Source organism: Thalassospira sp. MBR-102 (genome assembly GCF_040549275.1).
In the GTDB taxonomy this organism is placed as follows: Bacteria; Pseudomonadota; Alphaproteobacteria; order Rhodospirillales; family Thalassospiraceae; genus Thalassospira; species Thalassospira xiamenensis.
This window is the reverse complement of the sequence record NZ_JBEPTC010000002.1, coordinates 1-22,040: the sequence shown is the minus strand read 5'-3', so window position 1 is coordinate 22,040 and position 22,040 is coordinate 1. Positions and strand designations below refer to the sequence as shown.

Here is a 22,040-nt window from a genome sequence, read left to right as displayed (position 1 = left end):
CAAAGCCGGTTTGAACGTCCGATGCGGTCTGTTTAACTGCGATATCGCAATGCACCGAAACGGCAATACTACTAAAAAAAATGGGATTTTATTGGAGTTGCACACAACCGCACTGCGTGATAACCCAATGCCCCGAGAGAGAACAAGGCCGAGCGCGGGCGCAGCCGCATCACGGCCTCGCAACCTGAACGGAGTTACACCATGACCTATGTGGTGACAGAAAACTGCATCAAGTGTAAGTATCAGGACTGCGTCGAGGTTTGCCCCGTCGATTGCTTCTATGAAGGTGAAAACTTCTTGGTTATTCACCCGGACGAATGCATTGATTGCGGTGTCTGCGAACCTGAATGTCCGGCCGAGGCCATTATTCCCGATACGGAACCGAATCTGGATAACTGGCTTGAGATCAACCGCAAATTCGCGGAAGTCTGGCCGAATATTACGCGCAAGGGTGATGCACCGGCCGATGCCGACGAATGGAATGGCAAGTCGGGCAAGACTGAATTGCTCAGCGAAGCACCGGGAACCGGTGATTGATAAAACGCGTTAAACGCCTGTAAAACCACTGTTTTTGCGCCCTGATTTTATTGGCGCATGGCTGCATTGAGCCGGTCGCACGGAAAAAATCTGTGATAGGCTGGCTCTTTGTGTTATTGTGGGCAACTCGCGTTCAAGGGCTCGGCAGGCTCGCTCCGCGCAGTCGGATCTCCGCTATTATATCCTGTCAAAAACCGCGACTTCGCCAAAAGCATCGTCGTGTGCAGCTCTTCGTGTCGCTGGGTCTATAGTGTTACAGTTGAATGACCAGGCCTGTTTGGGCCGGAAGGAAGCTTGATGTCGGATAAGTTGCCCTTTGCTGTTGGCGATTACGTTGTTTACCCCGCACACGGTGTTGGCCGTGTTGATGGCCTGGAGACCCAGGAAATCGCGGGTCAGGAATTACGCCTTTACATCATCACTTTTGATTCGAGCCGCATGACCTTGCGCGTGCCGGTCAACAAGGTGGGTAACTCCGGGCTGCGCAAGCTGTCCTCGAAAAAACAGATGGACTCGGCGCTTATCACCCTTAAAGGCCGTGCGCGCGTCAAACGCACCATGTGGTCGCGCCGCGCGCAGGAATATGAGGCAAAGATCAATTCCGGTGACCCGGTTTCGATCGCCGAAGTGGTTCGTGACCTGCACCGCACCGCCACCCAGCCTGAACAGTCGTTCTCCGAACGCCAGATTTACGAAGCAGCGTTTGAACGCCTCGTGGATGAACTGGCCGCGATCGAAAAGATCGACAAGGACAAGGCTTCGGGCAAGCTTGAAAAACTGTTGCAGAAAGCTGCCTGATACGCCTGTACAGCTTTGTTATACAGAGACCTCTTTTTAAAAACCGGCCTACAAGGTAATCTTGGGCCGGTTTTGTTTATTTTGGGCACGTTATGGCGATGAGCGCAGTTCTGGCACCGATAAAACCGGCGGATAAAATATGGACCGTCGGGGCGATCAATGGCGATCTTGCCGCGCTGCAAGCCGTTCATGGCAAGCTTCGGGGCAAAATCACAGCCGGTGATCGCCTGATCTATCTTGGCAATTACTGGGGCGATGGCACGGCCGAGGCCGTATCGGGTGCTATCAATGAATTACTGCTGTTCCGGCGTTACTTCCTGGCGAAAGAAGGCGTTGATATTGCCGATATCGCCTTTTTGCGCGGTTCCACCGAAGAAATGCTGAGCAAACTGCAACAGATTCACTTTGCCCCGAACCCGGGCGAGGTATTCGACTGGATGCTGTCGCGCGGTATTGCCGGGACGCTGCGCGCCTATGGCTTTGATCCGTCGCATACCCAATCGCTGATGCGGCAGGGGGCGCATGCGATTTCGCAATGGACCGGCCAGTTTGGCGAAGCATTTCGTCGCAGGCCTGGTCACAGTTCGCTTTTGTCGGACCTGAAGCACGCGGCCTATGCCACGGATGGCTCGTTGATCTTTGTGCATGCCGGGCTTGATGCGTCGCGTCCGCTGACCGGACAGACCGATACCTTCTGGTGGGGTGGGTCGATGTTTGAAAGCATCACGGATCGTTATTACGATTGCCGCCGGATCGTGCGCGGATCTGCCTTGGCCAATCTTGGCCTTCAGGAACGCGAATTTACCCTGTCGATTGACGGCGGGGCAGGGCGCGGTGGCCCATTGATCGCGGTTGCCATCGGGCGCGACGGCAGGATTGTCGATCACATCGAAAGCTGATTTTTCAGGGTATTGAACACAAAACGCTTTAGATACCAAAAGGGGCAGCAAACCGGATTTGCTGCCCCTTTGTTCTGGTTAGTCGATGACAACCTTGACCATCGAATTGGTTGCCGGTGGCTGCCCGGGTTCAAGCCCGTTCAGTACGGCAAAGGTTTCGGCCGGTTCACGTGATACCGCCATCTGGCCGACAAAGGTCGAAAGATCATATTCCGGGTTCACGGCGCGCACCTTGATGCGCAGCGGATGGTATTTCTGCTGCTCTTCGCGGGTCAGTGGGCGGAAACTGTATGTCGTGCGGCGAAGTGCAACGTTATAGGCATCAACCTGATCGAGCGGCATGATGAACAGGAACTGATAGGCGTTATCGCCGTGCCGGATGACAACCACCCGAAGGCGCGCCTTGCCACCGGAATTCAGGTTGACATCGGCATATCCGGTGGCGGCTTCCTGACCGTTGATATCGATCTTTTCGATATTGGTGATGGCGATCTTGCTGGAAAAACCGCGCGCCAGATATTGATCAAGCGCGACACCCTTGGCCTTTGGTGCGCCTTCAAACACGATCTGTGCGCCGCCCTCATCCTGTGCAATCACCGCATCGGGCTGGTTGATCATCGAAAATCCGTCGGGCACCTCGAACCGGAAATCAAGCGGCACATGGATAAACGACGTTCCACGGACATAACCGTTATCCGGGCCGTCACCGTAAATAATCCCGTCAATGGCGCGCATATAGCGGACACTGCCGACTTCGGGATTTGCGACCGGTGTAACATTGGCGGCCTTGTGGGCCTGTTCGATGCGGTCAACGGTGCGCGGGTGGGTGGCCATGAAATCAAACTGATCGATTTCATCGGGCGACCGGCCTGCCAGTTTTGCCTGAAGGCGCGAATGGGCGCGCAGTTTTTTCAGGAATGACGCCATGCCTTCGGGGTCGTATCCGGCGCGCGTGATGTAACGCACGCCCAGCATGTCGGCTTCGAATTCATGTTCGCGCGAAAACGACTTCAGATAGGCATTCGCGCCGACACCGACGATATCGCCAGCCCCATTGCCAAGGGCCGCCGAAAGGCCACCGGCCAGAATCTGGGTCAGGACACCACGGCTGTAACGCTGGGCGGAATGGCGTGCAACGACATGGCCGATTTCATGGGCGAGAACCCCGGCAAGCTCCGCCTCGTTCGAGGCAAGCGAAGCCAGTCCGCGCGTGATGTAAACATAGCCGCCCGGTAAGGCAAAGGCGTTGATCACGGGTGAATCAAGGACGGTGAAGGTAAATTTCTCGTCGGGGGCTTCGGAAACCGCCACCAGCTTGTTGCCGATTTCGGTCACATAGGCCTCTATATTCTTCTCGTCATAATCGCCGCCAAATTCGCGCACGATTTTCGGATGTTCTTCCGCGCCGACCTGTTTTTCCTGATCGGGGGACATAAAAGCGGTAAAGCTGTCCTCGCCGGTCGCGCGGTTGGTCGAACAGCCCGCAAGGGTTGCCACCAGACCCAGCGCGCCAAGGGCGGTTGCCAATCGTCTTGTCTTGCGATGAAAAAGCCAGCTCATTGAAGTCTTTCCTCTTGTGCCCGCGATGCGTATCCTTTGCCGGAACCGCAATTTTATCCCTTACGATGTGGTAGCGCGTGTTGGCTTGCCAATCAATATCTCGCAACAATCAAACCTATTCGCAAAAATCGGGAAATTTTGCGGCGATCTGCCGTATGTCGCTGTTTTTGTGTCTGATTGCCGGAATTCTGGCCTTTGGCATCCCGGCAAAGGCGGATCAATGGCTGTGCGGGCCGTCCTTTGGTTCCGTCAATGCTCGTGGAAGTGATGTCAGGTCGATACCGACCCGGTTGGCAAAGCCCGAAACCGTCGATGCGCTGATTGCGACCTCCCGGCCAGATATCCTTTGGCGGCTGGCCGATGTCGCCTTTGTTCCTGAATTCGAGGATGCGGCTTTAAGTGCCATGCAAAACGGGTCTTCTGCCATCACCGATCTTGTTGCCTATGATCAAACGCCCGATTTCGCCGGGCGGCATCTGGCCGATATGCGGGATGGTTTTGGTAAACTCTGGCAGGAAAAGCTGCTTGAAACAGGGCTTGTGATGCTTTTGCCCGAAACAGGCCGTCCGATTGATGCTTGGCTTGCGGCCGAGCAATCGGCCATGTCGCAGCAAATCGGGCTTTGGGCACCGGGCCAGAGCCCGGCTTATCATTATGCCGGGTCCTCGGAAATTGATGGTGATCTTCCCGATGCGGCGCGGGCCGTCGGAAGATTTGCCGTAATTGATGGCATCCTTCAACGCATCGAAGACCGCGAATGGCGCAGCTACCTTAATTTTGGTTCCGACTGGCGCAACGATTTCACCGTGATGGTCGATCGCGATCTGCGCGATGCGATCAAAACGGCCGGACAGCATATGGAAGACTGGATTGGCCATAAAATCCGTGTGCGCGGCATGATCGAAGATCGCGGCGGACCGTACCTGGAACTGACCAATCCGGCGTCCCTATGTGTGGAACAGTCTGTCGGTCAACCGTAAACGGCTTTGGACTTGTCCAATTACACTCTGGACGTGTAGAAGAATGAACCGCTAGATTCCAAGAGGCTCCCCAATGCTTTATCCCGAGATCGAACCTGCTTATTCCGGCTGGCTGGAACGGCCCGACGGGCATGCGATCTATTGGGAGGAAGTCGGCAATCCCGACGGCATTCCGGTGATTTTCCTGCATGGCGGGCCCGGCGGTGGGATATCGCCCAAGTCGCGCCGCTTCTTTGATCCCGAAAAATACCGGGTGATCCTGCATGACCAGCGCGGTGCCGGTAAATCCCGCCCGTTCGGCAGCCTTGAAAACAATACCACCGACCATCTGATTGGCGATATCGAAGCGCTCCGTCAGGATCGCGGCATTGATAAATGGCTGGTGTTTGGCGGTTCGTGGGGTTCAACGCTGGCGCTTGCCTATGGGCAGGCCCACCCGGAACAGGTGCTTGGTTTTGTTCTGCGCGGGATATTCCTGTGCCGGGATCAGGAAATCGACTGGTTCATGGATGGCATGGGCAAATTCTTTGCCGAGGCGGAGAAAAAATTCCTCGCCGCTGTCGGGTTTGATCGCAACCCCGGAAGTGCTGCCCTGCTGGATCGCTATGGCGATGTCTTTGCTGGCAAGGAAGGCGAAGCTGCCGCGGTTGCATCGGCGCGCGCATGGTCCGGGTTCGAGGCGACCTGCTGCACGTTGCTGCCCGATGATGGCTTGGTCGCGGATTTCGAAGGTGACGGGATCGCATTGGCGCTGGCGCGGCTTGAACATCATTATTTCGTCAATAAGGGGTTCTTTGCCCCTGACCAGCTTCTTCGGAATATGGATCGAATCCGTCATCTGCCGGCCCGCATTGTTCAGGGCCGCTATGACGTTGTCTGTCCGCCGGTTTCCGCGTTTGAGCTGCACGCGCAATGGCCGGGTGCTGAAATGAATATCGTTGAGGATGCCGGTCACGCGGCAAGTGAACCGGGGATCGTGCGCGAACTTGTGCGTGCCACGAATTCCTTTAATGGCATCGGCTTTGATAAAAATTAAAGCAGTCGTGTCATTGTTTTGTTGTTTATATCATACGGTTGGGTAGTATATGCCCAAATTTATCCTAGAGGGGACTTAGGTTAATGCGGTTGGTTTTGGGGAAAATCCTGGCCCTGCTTTTGGTCGCAGGATTTGCAGGTGCGGCAAACGCACAGCAGTTTCTTGGCAATAACAATGACAGCGGCCTGCTGGAATTCTCGACCGGTATGGTCGATATCACGCAGGATGAAGAAGCCGCTGAATTCCGTCTTGATTACCGTTTCCAGCACGCGATGTTTGGCGTTCTGCGCCCGATCACCGGCGTGATGGTCACCAGCGACAAGGCCGCCCACGGTTATGGCGGTCTGGCGATGGATGTGCTGTGGGGCGATCACTTCGTTTCCAGCATTTATACCTCGGTTGGTGCCTACCATCAGGGTGACGGCGAAGACCTCGGTCACTGGATCGAATTCCGTTCCGGTCTTGAGCTCGGCTTCCGCTTTGACAGCCGCGAACGTCTGAGCCTCGGTATCGCCCACATTTCGAACGCCAGCATCGGCGACGAAAACCCGGGCACGGAAATCCTGTCTCTGACCTATGCCATTCCGATCGACGCGATCTTTGAGTGATCCCACGTTCCGGAACGCCGCTTCAAGCCCTGCATTTTGCAGGGCTTTTTGCTTTTCTGGCCATGGTACGACATATTTGCGGCGCTGGCGGATTGATCGCAGCTATCGAAGCTGCTAATTGAATGCCTCTTGCCGATAAAGTGCGCCCGTAGCTCAGCAGGATAGAGCACCAGATTCCTAATCTGGGGGCCACAGGTTCGAATCCTGTCGGGCGCACCATTTCTGTTCCCCTATTCCTCCGAACGATCCGTGCCTTCCCGGTCCCGCTCATAGTGTTTCGCAAGCGGAAATTCCGGCAGCCACCCCTCGCGGCGAATGGTCCAAAGCTCGTAGGTGGGCTTTAACTGATCGGGCGCGTCGAGCGACCCGATATTCACCTCGATCTCGTCCCCGCTATGGCCGAAAACCGATGATCCGCAGGTCGGGCAGAAATAGCGCCCCTGATAATCACGCACGTCGCCTTCGACCGTTACCGCGTTCTTTGGATAAACCGCCGACGCGTGAAAAAGCGTGCCATGGTGTTTCCGGCAATCAAGGCAATGACACAGGCCAACCCGGTACGGCTTTCCCGTTGCCACAAGCCGGACTTTGCCGCATAGGCAGCCACCGGTGATTTTATCCATAGGTTTCTCCAGTCAATCAGGGAGCGGGAAGTTTAGTGCCTTGGTCATGCGGGCGTCCATTGCCGATTTCGGCCGATTTCCGTCCTGACGGCTTCCTTGTTGCGGGTGCAGCGAAAAGTTGTATTTTTGCAATTTCCTGCACGCCTTGAAATGACCTCCGGGTCTGCACATATCCTTATATAACGGGCAAATCCGACAAGCCCTTTTATATGGCCGATCCGGCCGGGAGGTGTCAGGTGAAGAACTGGATTCGTCTTCCGAACAGCGAAGGCAATTGCGTTGCAGCGTCCAAGAATGCCGCAGGTTCAACAAATTCCCCATCCGTTACCGTTCATGAACGCGAAATAGGGCGTAACGGGTTCCTTGGGCCATCAGCCCACATTTATCATAAACACCCACCGGCAGGCTGGGCCTCTTTCGAAGGGCCGCTTCGACCGCGGGCGTTCGATCTGAACAAGTTGGCCGCCGGGCCGGATTGCCCGTTGCAGGCGCGCCGTATTGTACATAATGCCGTGATGGAAGTCCGCTATTGGCGGCTGGATGGCAAAATGCATGCGCTGGCGCGCAATGCCGATGGTGATACGCTGGCTTTTGTTCACAATGGCAGCGGCGCGCTTTATTGCGATTACGGCCACATGCCGTATCGTGATGGGGATTACATCCTGCTGCCGCGCGGCACGGCCTGGCGGTTCGAGGCAACCGATCCGTCCGAATTCCTGTTTATCGAGGCCACCAACGATGCCTTTGGCCTGCCAAACGACACCCAGTCGGCAGGTCATCCGTCGATCAACCCGACCAGTTTCGAAGTGCCGCGACTTGATGACAAATTCCGTGCCCAGCAGGACGAAGCCTATTGGGAAATTCACATCAAGCGTCGCAATGCAATTTCGACCCTGACCTATCCCTATAACCCGCTGGATGCGGTGGGCTGGCAGGGCGACCTGAGTGTCGTAAGGTTGAACTGGCGCGACTTGCGACAGGACCGCCAACCGGGCCAACCGGTGCCGCCCGCGGCACACAGCACCTTTGTCGCCAACCGGTTTGCCATCAGTACCTTTGTGCCGAAAATTGGCGAAGGTGAATCAGGGACGCTTCGCGTGCCGTTTTATCATTCGAACGAGGATTACGACGAATTCATCTTCTATCACCGGGGCGAGTTTTACAGCCGGGGCAATATCAAGCCCGGTATGGCAACCTTCCACCCCAGCGGTTTCCCGCATGGGCCGCATCCGTGCTCCTATCAGAAAACCATGATCAAGGTGCCGGTTGAAACCGACGAGGTGGCGGTGATGATCGACTGTGCCGACATGGTCAATATCGATGAAAGCATCCCCGATGGCGCGGAATGGAAGGCTTATGTCAATACCTGGGAAAAGGCGAAGGAAACACTTTGATGTTCGATCTGACCCCGGGCGCAGGGGGCAAAAGTTGTTTTGGGGCGGATTTCTGCACTTTTGCGGTTATTGAGCATTGATCTTCCGGCCTGTTTGACCTATCCGAAGCGTTAAGGGTTTCATCAGCTTGTCCCGGTAACCTGCAAGTTCGCAAAACCGGTTCCTTTGTCGTGGACTGGCCTGCGCGTTAGTATAAGCTTGGCAGCGGTACTGATGGCGTGAGCTGAGAGCGCGAAAGGCCAAAAGCAGATGGACCGAAGAACAGATTAGTCGGGATGGGTTGATCAAAGCCGAGAATGACCAGACAGCAGCTTGCAAATAAAGGGGCAGGTAGTTCCCCCAAAATCGGTGCAGGGCAGCCCGATGCCTTGTCCTGTTTGCCCGCATCTTTTGCGTCGCGCGGCGTGCGGACACCATTCACGACCAAAAGCTTGCGCTATTCGCGCGTATTGATCGGCCAAAGCGGTCGCACGCTTGTCAGTCTTCCGGGGCTTTCGGGCGGGCTTGGCACCTATGAAATGCCGCTTGAAACCCTGCGCGAGGTTTTTGATCTGTCGGTTCATGACCGGATGCTGTTTGACCGGTTGATCACACTTGAAAAATTCACTCCGGAACTGGTGCGCGAACATGCGCGCGCGGTGGCGGTGACCGGTGTTGGCGGTGTTGCCCTGGCCCGTGCCGGGATTACCGGCAACAAGGACGAAAAGGCTGCACGTGAACTGGGCCAACTGACGCTGCTCTATCAGGCGCTGCGCCAGCTTGGCGGTAATGACGTTCAGGACATGAAGCGCGAAGACCTGCTGACCATGGATGGTCAGATCAGGGCGCGCAAGGCGCTGAACCGTTTTGCGACATCGACCGGTTTGGAAAATGATTCGATCATCGATACCCTGGGCGACTGGAGCATCCTGAGCGCGCCGGTAGGCCTTGCGATAGAGGGTTGCGAAGGGCCGCTGCGTCATTTGACATTCGGTTTGCAGAAACTTGCCGGCGATGTCGAGGAATGGTCGATTTCCGAACAATCCGATTTCCGCTTTATGGCGACACGCGTGATCAATGCCGCCAGTGCCACCAAGGACCATGCCTTGCGGTTGCTGCGCAAGATTGATTTGTGGAACAATGAACTGGGCAAGGTCCTGCAAGACTGGGCGAAGGCCAAGGAAGATATGCAAAAGCATATTGACCGCTTGTGGTGGGTGCTTGACGGGTGGCAGGAGCTGATTGATCTGTGGCGGTCGCGTCCGCAACATGATCGGGTACGCCAGCGTGAAATTGTCGAGGAAATCGCAAGTTTTGCGCCGGTCCTGCCGATCGAGGCACTAGAGAAAATTGAATATGAATTCTGGGTCGATGTCCGTGTTAACCAGATGTTGTGGGCGTCCGAGTTGCGCAAACTGGGCAGTGGTGAAATTGACGCCGACATGGTCGACCGGCTGGAGCGGTTCCGGAGGCAGTCGGCGTGAAGGTTGAAAATGCCGCTAATATGGGTGTTTCCCAGCTTGGTGATCTGTTTGAATCGCTGAGCAGTTCGGAAATTGCCCGCTTTACCCGCGCAATCGAAAGTGACCGCGCCGATCCCAAGCTGCCGCTGCCGCATGAACAGATTTTGCAAATCCTGCGCCCGCGTCTAGCGTCGCTGAAGCCTGAACGCTATCCGACGCCGATGCGCCAGTTCTGCGACCCTTTCGAAGATCTGCTGACTTCGGCACCACCGGTCGAGAAAAGTATCCGTATCAGCCGTTCATCCCTGATGCCGATCTGGAAGGTGGTCGAGGCCACGGGCGGCCCTGAAATGACCAAGGCGATTGCCGATATCGAAAAGGCGGCGGCCAAACGTGATCAGGATATGCTTGAACAGGCAGAACGCCGGATGTGGAAGCTGGCGTCGGTGTGCATTGCGCAGGAGATCGAAAATTCGCTGAACGGGGTCAAGACCGAACGCGCATTGGCAACGAGGCTTGGTTCGCGCAGCCATCTTCCCGCATTCGAGCAGATCGGCAAAATCCTGAATGTTGGCGAAGAAATCACTGCGATGCGCAAACGGTTCCCATCGGCCCCGATCAGAAGTCTGGGCACGGCCGATATCAGTTGGCTGCGCGACCGGTTTGTTGAAATTTCCGAAGAAAAACCGGGATACGAGCCGGTTTACCTTTTGGCTGTTCTGGCCCGGCTGCTTCGGCCAAGCGAACTTTTCAAACTGATCCGCGTGCTATCAAGCAAGGCTGATGACCGAACGATTTCCAGCACCAATCTTGCGACCACCGGTGATCTGATCATTGATCTTCTGGCGGAAACCGTGATCGAGATCGAACAGGGGGTCGGTGCGGGCAAGGGCGAACATCACATCCTGTCGCTTGCGCGCTGGTATGCGTCGGAATTTACCCGCATCACGCGTGAATTTAACATCCGCAAGGATGGCCGCTGGGGCGAGAAGCTTCTGGAAACGCGTCGTCGGGTGTCCAAGGCGATGGCCAATACCATGTTTGGTGCCAGCCCTGATCGCATCATCGATGCCCTGCCACAGATCGAAACCAAGCAGGGCCCGGGTTCCGGCCGTCAGGGGGGGCGTCCGATCTTCGCCCAGCCGTTTGACGAGGAAAAGGTTCTGGCCGCCGAACAATCAGCCGAGGCGATTGCCGAAACCGCGCGCATTTCGCATGTTCTGGCCGCGCAAAGTTCGGCGACAAAGGCGGTGGTGGAGCTCAAGAAAAAGCTCAACCAGATCGGGCGTGCCGGGGTGGATGGCATGGGGCGGCTTGATGCCGACGAACTGGATAATGCCCAGCGCAACATGATGGCGATTGTCCGGCTGCTTGAAATCATCGATGGCCCCGAAGAAGCCGATCTTCTGCGCCGTCGCGGCATGAATGCGCTGCGTGCGCTTGAGGGTAAAAAGGCAAGTTGAGGCTGCCTTTTATGCCGTCAGTTCTTCCTGTTTTTTGCGCTGATCAAGCCAGGTCATGAAGGCCCGGATTTTCGGATTGCGTGACCGGCCGACCGGGCTTGTCGCGTAATAATGAAACGGGCTTGCGCGTGGCGGGCCAAAGGGTGCAACGATCCGGCCATTGGCCAATTCATCCTCAATCGCGAATGTCGGCAGCAACGCCACCCCAAGGCCTGCAATGGCGGCTTGCATCGCCATGGTGAAATGTTCGAACTTCGGACCGTTTTCCCCATCAATATCGGTAAGGTCACTTGCGGCCAGCCAGTCGCTCCATCCGCGGGGGCGGGTTGCTATGTGTAAAAGTGAATAATCACGAAGATTATTTGGTTTTGGTGAGTAATCGAGATTCTCGATCAGCTTCGGGCTGCAGATCGGGACCATTTCCTCGCCATGCAGCAAATGCGCATCCAGCCCCGGCCAGTTTCCATCGCCAAACAGCACCGCAATGTCGATCTGTTCACGGTCAAAATCGGGAATGCCGATCCGTGAAATGAAATTGATGACGATATCGGGATGGCGGCCGCGAAAATCGGGCAGCAACGGGATCAGACAGCGTGACCCGAAAGTCGGCGGGGCGGCAATGGTCAGAACCCCGCCCTCGGCTCCGCCAGACAGGAATGTCAGGGTCGCGGTTTCAAGCTGATCCAGCGCGGGGCGGATCGCCTGCAAATAGCTTTCGCCTTCGACTGTCAGGACGAGGCGCTGCTTCTGGCGGGCAAACAGTTTACAGCCCAACCAGTCTTCAAGCCCCTGTATCTGTCGGCTGACCGCACTTTGCGTCAGGTAAAGCTCCTCGGCGGCGCGTGATGCGCTGCCAAAGCGGGCGGTCTGTTCAAAGCAACTGAGTGCTTTCAGGCTCGGAATGCGGCGGCTCATGATCTGATTGCTCGAAATATGTCGATATTTGCGTTTTATCTGGGCTTGTTGTCACTAGTTTATGAGTTTTACGCATAAACTATATCCGATTTATCATTTGCAAGCTTGCCTGCCAATCCCTAGCTTTAGCCCAGAAGCGATAAGCTTTCAGGGATGATGCCGTCTCGCCCTTCTATGGCGTCATCCCTGCTTTGGTTTCAAAAATTTCATAAGGGATCAGGACGATGGCAAGCCGCGCACCTTTTCACTGGGAAGACCCGCTGCTGATTGAAGATCAGCTGAGCGAAGAAGAACGCATGATCCGTGACGCGGCGCGCGCCTATTGTCAGGAAAACCTTCAGACCCGTGTTCTCGAAGCCAACCGGCACGAGATTTTCCATCGCGAAATCATGACCGAGATGGGCGAACTTGGCCTGCTTGGCCCGACCATCCCCGAAGAATACGGCGGACCGGGTGTCAACCATGTGGCCTATGGCCTTGTCGCGCGCGAAGTCGAACGCGTCGATAGCGGTTATCGTTCGGCGATGTCGGTGCAAAGCTCGCTTGTGATGCATCCGATCTATGCCTATGGCAGCGAAGAACAGCGCAAGAAATACCTTCCGAAACTGGCGACCGGTGAATGGGTCGGCTGTTTTGGTTTGACCGAGCCGGATCACGGGTCCGATCCGGGCGGCATGAAAACGCGTGCCCGCAAGGCCGATGGAGGTTTCACCCTGTCGGGATCGAAAATGTGGATCACCAACAGCCCGATCGCCGATGTGTTTGTCGTCTGGGGCAAGGATGACGAAGGTGTCATTCGTGGCTTCATCCTTGAAAAAGGCATGAAGGGCCTGAGTGCGCCAAAGATCGAAGGCAAGTTTTCGCTGCGTGCGTCGATCACCGGTGAAATCGTGATGGATAACGTCTTTGTCCCGGCGGAAAACATGCTGCCCAATGCCAAGGGCCTTGGCGGGCCGTTCGGTTGCCTGAACAAGGCACGTTACGGCATTGCATGGGGGGCGATGGGGGCGGCTGAATTCTGCTGGCATGCGGCGCGTCAATATACCCTTGATCGCAAACAGTTCGGTCGTCCGCTGGCCGCCAATCAGCTGATCCAGCTGAAACTGGCAAACATGCAGACCGAAATCACCCTTGGTCTTCAGGGCGCGCTTCAGCTGGGCCGTTTGCTGGATGCAGAAAAAGCCGCACCGGAAGCCATTTCCCTGATGAAGCGTAATAACTGCGGCAAGGCGCTTGATATCGCGCGTGTTGCCCGTGACATGCATGGCGGCAACGGCATTGCCGATGAATTCCATGTCATCCGCCATGTGATGAACCTTGAAGCGGTCAATACCTATGAAGGTACGCATGATGTGCATGCCCTGATCCTTGGACGTGCCCAGACCGGCATTCAGGCGTTCAGCGCCGAGGGCTGAGGACTTCGATTACGGGCGGCACCGATCTTTGGTGTCGCCCTTTTTCCTTTTTGACGACGATCCCGGGATGGAATGATGACCAGCGCGCTTTCTGGACTTCGTGTGCTTGATCTTTCGCGTGTCTTGGCGGGGCCTTGGGCCAGCCAGACATTGGCCGATATGGGTGCCGAGGTGATCAAGATCGAACGTCCGGGTGCGGGCGACGACACGCGTGGCTGGGGGCCGCCCTATGCCAAGGACGTTACAGGTAACGATACCAGCGAGGCGGCCTATTACCTGTCGGCCAATCGCGGCAAAAAGTCGCTGACGATTGATATGACCAAGCCCGAGGGGCAGGAAATCCTGCATAAACTTGCCGCTGAATGCGACGTGGTGATCGAGAATTTCAAAGTCGGTGGCCTTGCCAAATACCGGCTGGATTACACATCGCTATCGGAAATCAATCCAAAGATCGTCTATTGTTCGATCACCGGTTTTGGGCAGGATGGCCCCTATAAGGACCGGCCGGGTTATGATTTCATGATCCAGGCCATGGGCGGGCTTATGAGCATCACCGGCGCACCCGATCAGGAACCGGGCGGCCAGCCGATGAAGGTTGGTGTGGCGGTTGCCGATATCTTTACCGGGCTTTATGCGACGATTGGCATCCTTGCCGCCCTTCGCCACCGTGATGCGACGGGCGAGGGACAGCATGTCGATCTGGCATTGCTTGATGTGCAGACGGCGGTCCTTGCCAATCAGGCGATGAATTACCTGACGACGGGCAAGGCGCCTGGGCGGCTTGGCAATGCGCATCCCAATATCGTGCCCTACGAAGCGTTCCCGACGGCGGATGGTTACATCATCCTTGCGGTCGGCAATGACAGCCAGTTCAGAAGCTTTTGCCACGTTGCCGGGATCGGGCATTTGCCCGATGACGCACGATATGCCACCAACCGGTCCCGGGTGGCAAACCGCGAAACGCTGGTGCCGCAAATCCGTCAGGCGATGGTGATGAAAACCACCGATGTCTGGATCGCCATTCTGGAAACCGCCAATGTGCCATGCGGCCCGATCAATACGCTGGATCGGGTGTTTGATAACCCGCAGGTCAAACATCGCGATACGGTGCGATATCTTGATCATCCAACCGCGGGCAAGGTGCCCACAGTTGCCAATCCGATCAAATTTTCCAAAACGCCAATTGCCGGTGAAACTGCCCCGCCGATGCTGGGCCAGCATAGCGATGACATCCTGCGTCAGGTGGCTGATCTGAGCGACGCGCAGATTGCCAGATTGCGCGAAGCCGGAATTATCTGACGCCGTCTTCCTGCTTGGCAGAATGCCCGCCGGTATGAAAAGGTAACGGCAGGAACATTCATTCAGGACAGGATACCGGACATGAAAATCGCGGTGATGGGGGCAGGGGCTGTTGGCTGTTATTACGGGGCGATGCTGGCGCGGGCCGGGCATGATGTGACCCTGATCGGACGGCCAGCCCATGTCGATGCTGTCAATCGAGATGGACTGCTTCTGGAATTTGGTGGAACGCAGCAGTATATTGAAATGAATGCCTGCGCCGACGCGGCAGCAATTGCTGGTGCCGGTCTGGTTCTGTTTTGTGTCAAATCCACCGATACCAATGATGCCGGGGCGCAGATCAAGCCGTTTCTGGCCCCTGATACCATTGTCATGAGTCTTCAGAACGGGGTTGATAACGCCGAACGTTTATCGGCCGTCATTGGATTGCCGGTGATCCCGACAGTGGTGTATGTCGCGACCAGCATGGAAGGGCCGGGGCATGTCAAACATCATGGGCGCGGCGAACTGGTAATCGGGCAGTCTGCGCAAAGTGCAACCGTTGCCGAAACGCTGCGCCCGGCGCATATCCCGGTCGAGATTTCGGATAATGCCCAAGGTGCGCTTTGGGCCAAGATGATTTTGAACTGTGCCTATAACGCGTTATCGGCAATATCGCAGATGCCCTATGGCCGTCTGGTTCAGGGCGAAGGCATTTGGGATGTCATGCGCAATGCGGTTGATGAATGCCTTGCGGTCGCCAAGGGATGCGGAGTGACCGTACCCGGCGATGTCTGGGGGGCGATTGAAAAGATCGCCGAAACCATGCCGGGGCAATATTCATCCACCGCACAGGATCTGGCGCGGGGCAAAACCAGCGAGATCGATTTCCTAAACGGCTATATTGTGCGCAAGGGAGCGGAACTTGGCATTCCAACCCCCACCAATCTTGCCCTGCATGCGATGACCAAATTGCGCGAAAGCCGGGATTGATCCGGGCTTTGTAATGGGCCGGGGGCTATTCCCCCGGCTTTCCCTGTGTCTGGGCGGCAGTGATATCGGGTTTGGGAACGGGCACACCGAGCTTGTCCCCAAACATCACGATGGCGGCGGCCAGCACGATCAGGAAGGCACCAAACAGGGAAACCGGTTCGGGCAGCAGGCCAAATACCGTGACATCCAGCAACAACGCCCAGATCATTGCGGTATATTCGAATGCCGCCAATGTGGATGCGGGCGCACGTGCCAGTGCCTCGGTCATGAAGATATGGGCAAGACCGCCGGTAAGACCCGCCCCGATCAGCCACATCAGGATTTCAGGCGACGGATCGGCCCAGCCGAACGGCAGGGTCAGCAAACCGCCAAGCGAGCAGATCACGGCAAAATAAAATGCGATTGTGCCCGATGATTCCGTGCTGGTCAGGGCCTTGATCTGCACCTTGGCAAAGGCGGTGGTGACCGCCATGGCAAGACCCGCCCCGATGCCAATCAGAACGCCGGTATCGATCCCCGGTGTCGAGAATGTTGGCCACAGCATCAGGAACACCCCGCCAAAACCGGCAAAGGTCGCGGTAAAGACCGCCATGCCGGGCTTTTCACGCAACATGATCATCGCTACCGGCAAGACGAGAAGCGGGGCAAGGAAGCCAAGAGCCGTCGCAAGGGCAAGCGGCAGATAGGCCAGCGACAGGAACGAAAAGAACATCGACACAAGGCCGAAGGTGCTGCGTTTCAGGTGCCCGAACGGCCGGGCGGTGCGAAGGCCACGCGGAAACTGGCGTCGCCAGATCAGATACAGGACGATAGGGATCAGGGCGACAGAGCTTCGCCAGAACATGATTTGGCCGACCGGTGCCTCGAACGAGGCCAGACGGACAAACAAACTCATCACTGCAAACAGACCGGTGGCGGCAAGCCGCAAGCCGATCCCGGACCATACACTGCCCATTTCGGGATTACCCTGCATTTGGCGGGAAGGATGTCCCGCTTATCAAGCAGTACCCTGAATAAGTCGTATGAAATACTGAGATTTTTTCATATCAGGGTCGAGCGAAACTCAGTGGTCGGTTTTGGGGATCGCGCGCCGTCGATACACCAATTTGCCAGTTGTTCCTGCGGACCTGTCTGGATTCATGCCTTCGCAGGAATGATGATTGTGAGGGGGTAATTAGTGGCTTTTGCCATCGACATGATGCGGGGTCAGGCTGCGCGGGTCGACATCGTCAAGGCAGTTGACGTTGATGGCGGCCATTTTGCTGCCGTCGGGCAGTTGGCCATAGGCAAAGCTTTGGATGCCGCAGGTTTTGCAGAACTGGTGACTGATCTTTTTATCGTTGAAAAGATATTCGGTCAGGTTCTGCCCGCCGGATTTCAGCACGAAATTATCGCGCGGGGTAAAGGCCAGAACCGATCCGAGTTTCTGGCAGCGTGAACAATTGCAGGTGATCGATTTATCCAGATCAAGCTTGTCGACACGATAACGCACCGCACCGCACTGGCAGCCGCCATTGTATGATTTTTCGCTCATTTTATCCTCCTGCGTTACCGGAAATACCCACCCGGCGTTTTGCCGGTGGCCTTGCGAAACATCGCGATAAAGGCCGAGGTGTTTTCATAACCGAGATCAAGGGCAACCTCGGTGACCGGTCGATGATGGGCCAGTTTTTCAAGCGCGTAAAGCAGACGCAGTTTTTGCCGCCAGTCGCGAAACGGCATGCCGGTTTCGCGTTGAAACAGGCGGGCCAGCGTGCGTGACGATGCACCGCAATCGCGCGACCATTCATCAAGGGTTCGGTTATCAGACGGATTGGCCTGCAACTGTTCGCAGATGCGCGCCAGGCGCGGGTCCTTGGGGGCGGGCAGATGCAGGTTATCGTCTCTGGGCGGTTTAAGCTGATCAAGCAGCACGCGGATCAGCCGTCCCTCAGACCCGGCTTCGTCATATTCAATCGGGATTTCGGTTGCGGCCCGGATCAGTTCACGCAGAAGCGGGCTTACATCCAGCACCGTGCAGCGATCCGGCAAATCGACCGGAGCATTTTTATCGATATAGATATGGCGCGCACGGGTGAAGGTGGCGTGACTGACGGCATGTTCAACGCCCGGCGGCACCCAGACCGCGCGCTGGGGCGGGACGACCCAGATGCCGGCTTTGGTGGTGACGGTCATGGTGCCTTCGATGGCAAAAATCAGCTGATGCCAGTCGTGACTGTGCGCGCCGATGCTGTACCCGGCGGGAAGGTCGCTCATGCGGACATAAACCGGACGCGGCAGGCGGTCTGGTCGGGGACGGGAATGTTGCGGATATTTCGGGATATCCCGTGATCCATCCATAAGAATGTCCTGTTTGCGCTATATGATGGCAGATTATCGCAAGACAGACGTGTGCGGCAACGCTAGTTTGAAGTCCTTCCAACCAAACAGATAAAAGCACGTGCCCCGATTGCCACCGGTTCCGTGCGGGGAAACATCATGTCCAAGGATTTACCACCGGAAACAAGCACCCATGCCGCCCCCATCGAGGTGCCGGGCAATCCCGATCTGTCGGGTGGGGCGGTTGCGCATAAGGGATGGCGCAACCCGGAAGTGCTGCTGATTTTCATGGCGGCTGCGATGCCGTTGTCGTTTTCGACATGGATGGCGTTGTTAAACAATTTTTCGGTCGAGATGGCGGATTTTACCGGTCGCGAGATCGGGATTTTGCAGTCGTTGCGCGAAATTCCGGGCTTTATGGCCTTCACCGCGATTTTCGTCCTCATCATCTTGCGCGAACAGACCTTTGCCCTGATTTCGCTGCTGGTGTTGGGGATTGGTGTGGCGATTTCTGGCTATTTCCCCACCGTTGTCGGGCTTTATTGCACCACGGTCCTGATGTCGATCGGGTTCCATTATTTTGAAACCATGCAGCAGGCATTGTCGTTGCAATGGGTGAAAAAGGACCGCACCGCGATGGTGATGGGCCGACAGCTTTCGGCGAAATCGTTATCATCGCTGGTGATGTTTGGCATTGTCTGGGCGATGCTGGAACTTCTCGATGTCGAATATCGCTATGTCTATCTGTTTGGCGGGGCCTTGACGATTATTGCCGCGCTGTTTGCCTGGATGGCGTTCCCGAAATTTGCCGATGCCCACCCGCAGACCAAGAAGCTGATCCTGCGTAAACGGTACTGGCTTTATTACGCCCTGACCTTCATGAGCGGGGCACGCCGCCAGATTTTCACCGTGTTTGCCGGGTTCCTGATGGTCGAGAAGTTTGGTTATGATGCCGCCACCATTACGCTTCTGTTCCTTCTGAACCATGCGATCAATATGGTGATGGCCCCCAAGATCGGGAAGCTGATCGGCAAGTGGGGCGAACGCAAGGCCCTGACATTTGAATATATAGGGTTGTTCATTGTATTTGTGTCTTATGCCTTTGTCGAAAGCGACAAGCTGGCCGGGGCGCTTTATGTCATCGATCATCTGTTCTTTGCGATGGCGATTGCGATCAAAACCTATTTCCAGAAAATCGCCGATCCGGCCGACATTTCATCCACGGCGGGTGTCAGCTTTACCATCAACCATATTGCCGCAGTGTTCATCCCGGTGGCGTTCGGGTTGTTGTGGCTGATTTCGCCGTCAGCGGTGTTTCTGGCCGGGGCTGCGATGGCGCTGGTGTCACTGGTCCTGGCGCTGAATGTGCCCGATGACCCGGAGCCGGGGAACGAGGTGGTTATGGGATACAAGTCCGATCAACCGATGCTGCGCCCGGCAGAATAGAAAAGCCGCCTTAACTGGTGCAGAATTTCAATATGCCAGACGCCCGCGATCATCTTGCGGGCGTTTTCATTTGTGTTTGCCTTGCTATTTTCGCAAAATCTTCAAATCCTGACCAAACGAACAATCATAATGTCAGGCACGAGCATCGCTTCAACAGGGACCCTTTCACATGTCATATTTTCGTCTGGCCGGTCGTGCAGTTTTTGGTCGTACAGTTGCGGGATCAGTCTTGTCACTGACGGTCGCACTTGCCAGCGGCACGGCATTGGCCGACAGCGCCGTATCGTTGCGCATTCTGGAAACCACCGATATCCACACGCATCTGGTCAATTACGATTATTATCGCGACAGTTCGTCGGATACGGTTGGTCTGGCCAAGGTCGCGACCCTGTTGAAAAACGCGCGCGGTGAGGCCGAAAACGTCGTCCTGATCGATAATGGTGACCTGATCCAGGGCAACCCGCTTGGCGATTACATGGCAAAGCGCCACGGCCTGAAAGAGGGCGAGGTGCATCCGGTTTACAAGGCGATGAACCTTTTGGGTTATGACGCGGCCAATATCGGCAATCATGAATTCAACTATGGTCTCGATTTCCTGGGCAAAAGTCTTTCGGGGGCCAAATTCCCCTATGTCAGTGCAAATGTGTTTGCCGATGACGGCGATAATGATGCCGAAAATGACAAACCGTATTTTCAGCCCTATGTGATCCTTGATCGTGAATTTACCGATGGCGACGGCAAAAAGCACAAGGCCAAGGTCGGCGTGATCGGGTTTGTCCCGCCGCAGATCATGCAGTGGGACAAGGCCAATCTGGAAGGCAATGTCGTGACCAAGGACATTGTCGAAATGGCCAGAAAATACGTGCCGGAAATGCGCGAAAAGGGCGCGGACATCGTGATTGCGGTGCCGCATTCGGGCCTGTCGACACTGGCACGTGAAGGTATGGAAGAAAACGCCACCTATTATCTGAGCCAGGTTGACGGCATTGATGCCATTCTGTTTGGCCATGCCCATACGGTGTTCCCGTCCGATACCTATGCAAATATAGACGGTGTCGACCTTGCCAAAGGCACGATCAATGGTGTAGCCGCCGTTATGCCGGGCTTCTGGGGCAGCCACCTTGGCGTGATTGACTTGACACTTTCGGTCAATGATGCCGGGGAATGGAAGGTGACCGACAGCTTTTCGGAAGCACGTCCGATTTATCACCGCGAAGGCCGTGATATCACCCCGCTGGTCGATGCAGACCCGGAGGTAATAGAGGCGGTTAAAGAAGAGCACGAGGCAACCATTGCCTATATGCGCGAAGGTGTCGGTACGACGGCCGCCCCGATCAACAGCTTCTTTGCACTGGTGGCCGATGATCCGTCGATCCAGATCGTGACCAATGCCCAGAAATGGTATCTGGAACGTATCCTGAAGGGATCGGAATATGATGGGATGCCGATCCTGTCGGCGGGTGCACCGTTCAAGGCCGGTGGCCGTGGCGGCCCGGAATATTTCACCGACATCCCCGAAGGCAAGATCGCACTAAAGAACGTTGCCGATCTTTATATCTATCCCAATACATTGCGGGCGGTGCTGCTTGATGGTGCGCAGGTCCGTGAATGGTTGGAAATGTCGGCCGTACAGTTCAATCAGATTGACCCGAACAGCCGGGAAGAGCAGCCGCTGATCAACGAGACATTCCCGACCTATAACTTTGACGTCATTGATGGGGTCAATTACCAGATCGATGTAACCCAACCGGCCAGATACAACGCATCAGGCGAGGTGGTAAACAAGGACGCGCACCGCGTCATCAATCTGACCTATGATGGCAAGCCGGTTGCCGACGATCAGAAATTCGTGGTTGCGACCAATAATTACCGTGCTGGTGGCGGGGGCAATTTCCCGGGACTTGATGGTTCAAGCATCATCATCGAAGCACCCGATGAAAACCGTACGGTTCTGGCGAACTATATCCTTGAGGAAAAGGAAATCGATCCGAAGGCCGATGGCAACTGGAGGCTGGCCCCCATCGGGGAGGCATCCAAGGTGACGTTTGTCACCAGTCCCAAGGCATCCTCTGCAATGAACGCACCCGACAATATCAGCTTTGTCGGCGAGGATGAAAACGGCTTTGCCCAATATGTCCTTCAATCGAAATAGGACTGGATCCGAAACAGAAAAAGCCGCCCATCGGAAGAGGGCGGCTCAGACCGCTGACAAACCCCGTCATATTTTGGCGGGGTTTTGCTTTTAGAGGTGTTTGAAAGCTGGCTTGAGTGTGCCGAGGGGATTATGCCTCGGCGATTGGCCCCTTGGGGCCCAAAGCCAGGGCTATTTTCTTG

At 56.0% G+C, this 22,040-nt stretch carries 20 protein-coding genes and 1 tRNA gene; 15 read left to right on the top strand and 6 right to left on the bottom strand.

Features of this window, described 5'->3' with window-relative positions:
• The first annotated feature begins 201 nt into the window (after positions 1 to 201).
• The 3 genes from fdxA to ABIE64_RS03575 all read left to right on the top strand — a co-directional run bounded on the left by fdxA (position 202) and on the right by ABIE64_RS03575 (position 2,234).
• The gene (gene fdxA, locus ABIE64_RS03585) at positions 202 to 537 is read left to right on the top strand and encodes a ferredoxin FdxA (RefSeq protein ID WP_007090191.1); all 336 of its coding nucleotides are present in this window, start codon (positions 202 to 204) and stop codon (positions 535 to 537) included.
• A 297-nt stretch (positions 538 to 834) separates the two neighbouring features.
• Positions 835 to 1,335, top strand: a complete 501-nt coding sequence (locus ABIE64_RS03580; RefSeq protein WP_007090190.1) for a CarD family transcriptional regulator — start codon at positions 835 to 837, stop codon at positions 1,333 to 1,335.
• Positions 1,336 to 1,427: 92 nt separating this feature from the next.
• The gene (locus ABIE64_RS03575) at positions 1,428 to 2,234 is read left to right on the top strand and encodes a hypothetical protein (RefSeq protein ID WP_007090189.1); all 807 of its coding nucleotides are present in this window, start codon (positions 1,428 to 1,430) and stop codon (positions 2,232 to 2,234) included.
• A 78-nt stretch (positions 2,235 to 2,312) separates the two neighbouring features.
• Here the strand turns inward: ABIE64_RS03575 and ABIE64_RS03570 are convergent, their stop codons facing one another.
• Entirely contained in the window at positions 2,313 to 3,794 is a 1,482-nt protein-coding gene (locus ABIE64_RS03570) for a M48 family metalloprotease (protein ID WP_037987239.1), read from the bottom strand.
• Positions 3,795 to 3,949: 155 nt separating this feature from the next.
• On the opposite strand from ABIE64_RS03570, the gene ABIE64_RS03565 reads away from it, so the two are divergent.
• The 4 genes from ABIE64_RS03565 to ABIE64_RS03550 all read left to right on the top strand — a co-directional run bounded on the left by ABIE64_RS03565 (position 3,950) and on the right by ABIE64_RS03550 (position 6,637).
• The gene (locus ABIE64_RS03565) at positions 3,950 to 4,774 is read left to right on the top strand and encodes a hypothetical protein (RefSeq protein WP_354376655.1); all 825 of its coding nucleotides are present in this window, start codon (positions 3,950 to 3,952) and stop codon (positions 4,772 to 4,774) included.
• 73 nt (positions 4,775 to 4,847) lie between these two features.
• The gene (gene pip / locus ABIE64_RS03560) at positions 4,848 to 5,810 is read left to right on the top strand and encodes a prolyl aminopeptidase (protein ID WP_354376654.1); all 963 of its coding nucleotides are present in this window, start codon (positions 4,848 to 4,850) and stop codon (positions 5,808 to 5,810) included.
• 83 nt (positions 5,811 to 5,893) lie between these two features.
• Positions 5,894 to 6,418 (top strand): acyloxyacyl hydrolase, encoded by a 525-nt coding sequence (locus ABIE64_RS03555; protein WP_007090185.1) that lies wholly within the window; start codon positions 5,894 to 5,896, stop codon positions 6,416 to 6,418.
• Between the two features lie 142 nt (positions 6,419 to 6,560).
• Positions 6,561 to 6,637 (top strand) — tRNA-Arg (locus ABIE64_RS03550).
• An 11-nt stretch (positions 6,638 to 6,648) separates the two neighbouring features.
• Here ABIE64_RS03550 and ABIE64_RS03545 read toward each other — a convergent pair.
• Positions 6,649 to 7,041: a GFA family protein gene (locus ABIE64_RS03545; protein WP_007090184.1), complete on the bottom strand. Its 393-nt coding sequence runs from the start codon at positions 7,039 to 7,041 to the stop codon at positions 6,649 to 6,651.
• Positions 7,042 to 7,277: 236 nt separating this feature from the next.
• On the opposite strand from ABIE64_RS03545, the gene ABIE64_RS03540 reads away from it, so the two are divergent.
• The 3 genes from ABIE64_RS03540 (at position 7,278) to ABIE64_RS03530 (ending at position 11,340) form a co-directional block, all read left to right on the top strand.
• Positions 7,278 to 8,435, top strand: a complete 1,158-nt coding sequence (locus ABIE64_RS03540; protein WP_007090183.1) for a homogentisate 1,2-dioxygenase — start codon at positions 7,278 to 7,280, stop codon at positions 8,433 to 8,435.
• A gap of 296 nt (positions 8,436 to 8,731) precedes the next feature.
• Entirely contained in the window at positions 8,732 to 9,898 is a 1,167-nt protein-coding gene (locus ABIE64_RS03535; RefSeq protein WP_085645916.1) for a hypothetical protein, read from the top strand.
• A complete protein-coding gene (locus ABIE64_RS03530; protein WP_354376653.1) occupies positions 9,895 to 11,340 on the top strand; it encodes a hypothetical protein in 1,446 nt (481 codons plus the stop codon). Before ABIE64_RS03535 ends, ABIE64_RS03530 begins: the two co-directional genes overlap by 4 nt.
• Positions 11,341 to 11,349: 9 nt before the next feature.
• Here ABIE64_RS03530 and gcvA read toward each other — a convergent pair whose 3' ends face one another.
• Positions 11,350 to 12,255, bottom strand: coding sequence for a transcriptional regulator GcvA (gcvA, locus tag ABIE64_RS03525; RefSeq protein ID WP_007090180.1), 906 nt, complete (start codon positions 12,253 to 12,255; stop codon positions 11,350 to 11,352).
• Positions 12,256 to 12,479: 224 nt separating this feature from the next.
• Between gcvA and ABIE64_RS03520 the strand changes: the two genes are divergently transcribed.
• The 3 genes from ABIE64_RS03520 (at position 12,480) to ABIE64_RS03510 (ending at position 15,941) form a co-directional block, all read left to right on the top strand.
• A complete protein-coding gene (locus ABIE64_RS03520) occupies positions 12,480 to 13,670 on the top strand; it encodes an acyl-CoA dehydrogenase (protein WP_110252541.1) in 1,191 nt (396 codons plus the stop codon).
• A 75-nt stretch (positions 13,671 to 13,745) separates the two neighbouring features.
• Positions 13,746 to 14,969 (top strand): CaiB/BaiF CoA transferase family protein, encoded by a 1,224-nt coding sequence (locus ABIE64_RS03515; protein ID WP_354376652.1) that lies wholly within the window; start codon positions 13,746 to 13,748, stop codon positions 14,967 to 14,969.
• 81 nt (positions 14,970 to 15,050) lie between these two features.
• Positions 15,051 to 15,941, top strand: coding sequence for a ketopantoate reductase family protein (locus ABIE64_RS03510; protein ID WP_354376651.1), 891 nt, complete (start codon positions 15,051 to 15,053; stop codon positions 15,939 to 15,941).
• A gap of 25 nt (positions 15,942 to 15,966) precedes the next feature.
• Here ABIE64_RS03510 and ABIE64_RS03505 read toward each other — a convergent pair whose 3' ends face one another.
• The 3 genes from ABIE64_RS03505 to ABIE64_RS03495 form a co-directional block, all read right to left on the bottom strand.
• On the bottom strand, positions 15,967 to 16,896 hold the full coding sequence (locus ABIE64_RS03505) for a DMT family transporter (protein ID WP_354376650.1): 930 nt from the start codon (positions 16,894 to 16,896) through the stop codon (positions 15,967 to 15,969).
• A gap of 219 nt (positions 16,897 to 17,115) precedes the next feature.
• A complete protein-coding gene (locus ABIE64_RS03500; protein ID WP_063094715.1) occupies positions 17,116 to 17,475 on the bottom strand; it encodes a GFA family protein in 360 nt (119 codons plus the stop codon).
• A gap of 14 nt (positions 17,476 to 17,489) precedes the next feature.
• Positions 17,490 to 18,281 (bottom strand): AraC family transcriptional regulator, encoded by a 792-nt coding sequence (locus ABIE64_RS03495; RefSeq protein WP_354376649.1) that lies wholly within the window; start codon positions 18,279 to 18,281, stop codon positions 17,490 to 17,492.
• Positions 18,282 to 18,419: 138 nt separating this feature from the next.
• Between ABIE64_RS03495 and ABIE64_RS03490 the strand changes: the two genes are divergently transcribed.
• Both ABIE64_RS03490 and ABIE64_RS03485 read left to right on the top strand, forming a co-directional pair.
• Positions 18,420 to 19,706: an MFS transporter gene (locus ABIE64_RS03490; protein WP_156962617.1), complete on the top strand. Its 1,287-nt coding sequence runs from the start codon at positions 18,420 to 18,422 to the stop codon at positions 19,704 to 19,706.
• A gap of 169 nt (positions 19,707 to 19,875) precedes the next feature.
• Positions 19,876 to 21,858, top strand: coding sequence for a bifunctional 2',3'-cyclic-nucleotide 2'-phosphodiesterase/3'-nucleotidase (locus ABIE64_RS03485; protein ID WP_354376648.1), 1,983 nt, complete (start codon positions 19,876 to 19,878; stop codon positions 21,856 to 21,858).
• Positions 21,859 to 22,040 lie beyond the last annotated feature (182 nt).

Bases quoted from the DNA above. Each gene is read 5' to 3' on its own strand.
- fdxA (WP_007090191.1), top strand. From the start codon at position 202: ATGACCTATGTGGTGACAGAAAACTGCATCAAGTGTAAGTATCAGGAC.
- ABIE64_RS03580 (WP_007090190.1), top strand. From the start codon at position 835: ATGTCGGATAAGTTGCCCTTTGCTGTTGGCGATTACGTTGTTTACCCC.
- ABIE64_RS03575 (WP_007090189.1), top strand. From the start codon at position 1,428: ATGGCGATGAGCGCAGTTCTGGCACCGATAAAACCGGCGGATAAAATA.
- ABIE64_RS03570 (WP_037987239.1), bottom strand. From the start codon at position 3,794: ATGAGCTGGCTTTTTCATCGCAAGACAAGACGATTGGCAACCGCCCTT.
- ABIE64_RS03565 (WP_354376655.1), top strand. From the start codon at position 3,950: ATGTCGCTGTTTTTGTGTCTGATTGCCGGAATTCTGGCCTTTGGCATC.
- pip (WP_354376654.1), top strand. From the start codon at position 4,848: ATGCTTTATCCCGAGATCGAACCTGCTTATTCCGGCTGGCTGGAACGG.
- ABIE64_RS03555 (WP_007090185.1), top strand. From the start codon at position 5,894: ATGCGGTTGGTTTTGGGGAAAATCCTGGCCCTGCTTTTGGTCGCAGGA.
- ABIE64_RS03545 (WP_007090184.1), bottom strand. From the start codon at position 7,041: ATGGATAAAATCACCGGTGGCTGCCTATGCGGCAAAGTCCGGCTTGTG.
- ABIE64_RS03535 (WP_085645916.1), top strand. From the start codon at position 8,732: ATGACCAGACAGCAGCTTGCAAATAAAGGGGCAGGTAGTTCCCCCAAA.
- gcvA (WP_007090180.1), bottom strand. From the start codon at position 12,255: ATGAGCCGCCGCATTCCGAGCCTGAAAGCACTCAGTTGCTTTGAACAG.
- ABIE64_RS03520 (WP_110252541.1), top strand. From the start codon at position 12,480: ATGGCAAGCCGCGCACCTTTTCACTGGGAAGACCCGCTGCTGATTGAA.
- ABIE64_RS03515 (WP_354376652.1), top strand. From the start codon at position 13,746: ATGACCAGCGCGCTTTCTGGACTTCGTGTGCTTGATCTTTCGCGTGTC.
- ABIE64_RS03510 (WP_354376651.1), top strand. From the start codon at position 15,051: ATGAAAATCGCGGTGATGGGGGCAGGGGCTGTTGGCTGTTATTACGGG.
- ABIE64_RS03505 (WP_354376650.1), bottom strand. From the start codon at position 16,896: ATGGGCAGTGTATGGTCCGGGATCGGCTTGCGGCTTGCCGCCACCGGT.
- ABIE64_RS03500 (WP_063094715.1), bottom strand. From the start codon at position 17,475: ATGAGCGAAAAATCATACAATGGCGGCTGCCAGTGCGGTGCGGTGCGT.
- ABIE64_RS03495 (WP_354376649.1), bottom strand. From the start codon at position 18,281: ATGGATGGATCACGGGATATCCCGAAATATCCGCAACATTCCCGTCCC.
- ABIE64_RS03490 (WP_156962617.1), top strand. From the start codon at position 18,420: ATGTCCAAGGATTTACCACCGGAAACAAGCACCCATGCCGCCCCCATC.
- ABIE64_RS03485 (WP_354376648.1), top strand. From the start codon at position 19,876: ATGTCATATTTTCGTCTGGCCGGTCGTGCAGTTTTTGGTCGTACAGTT.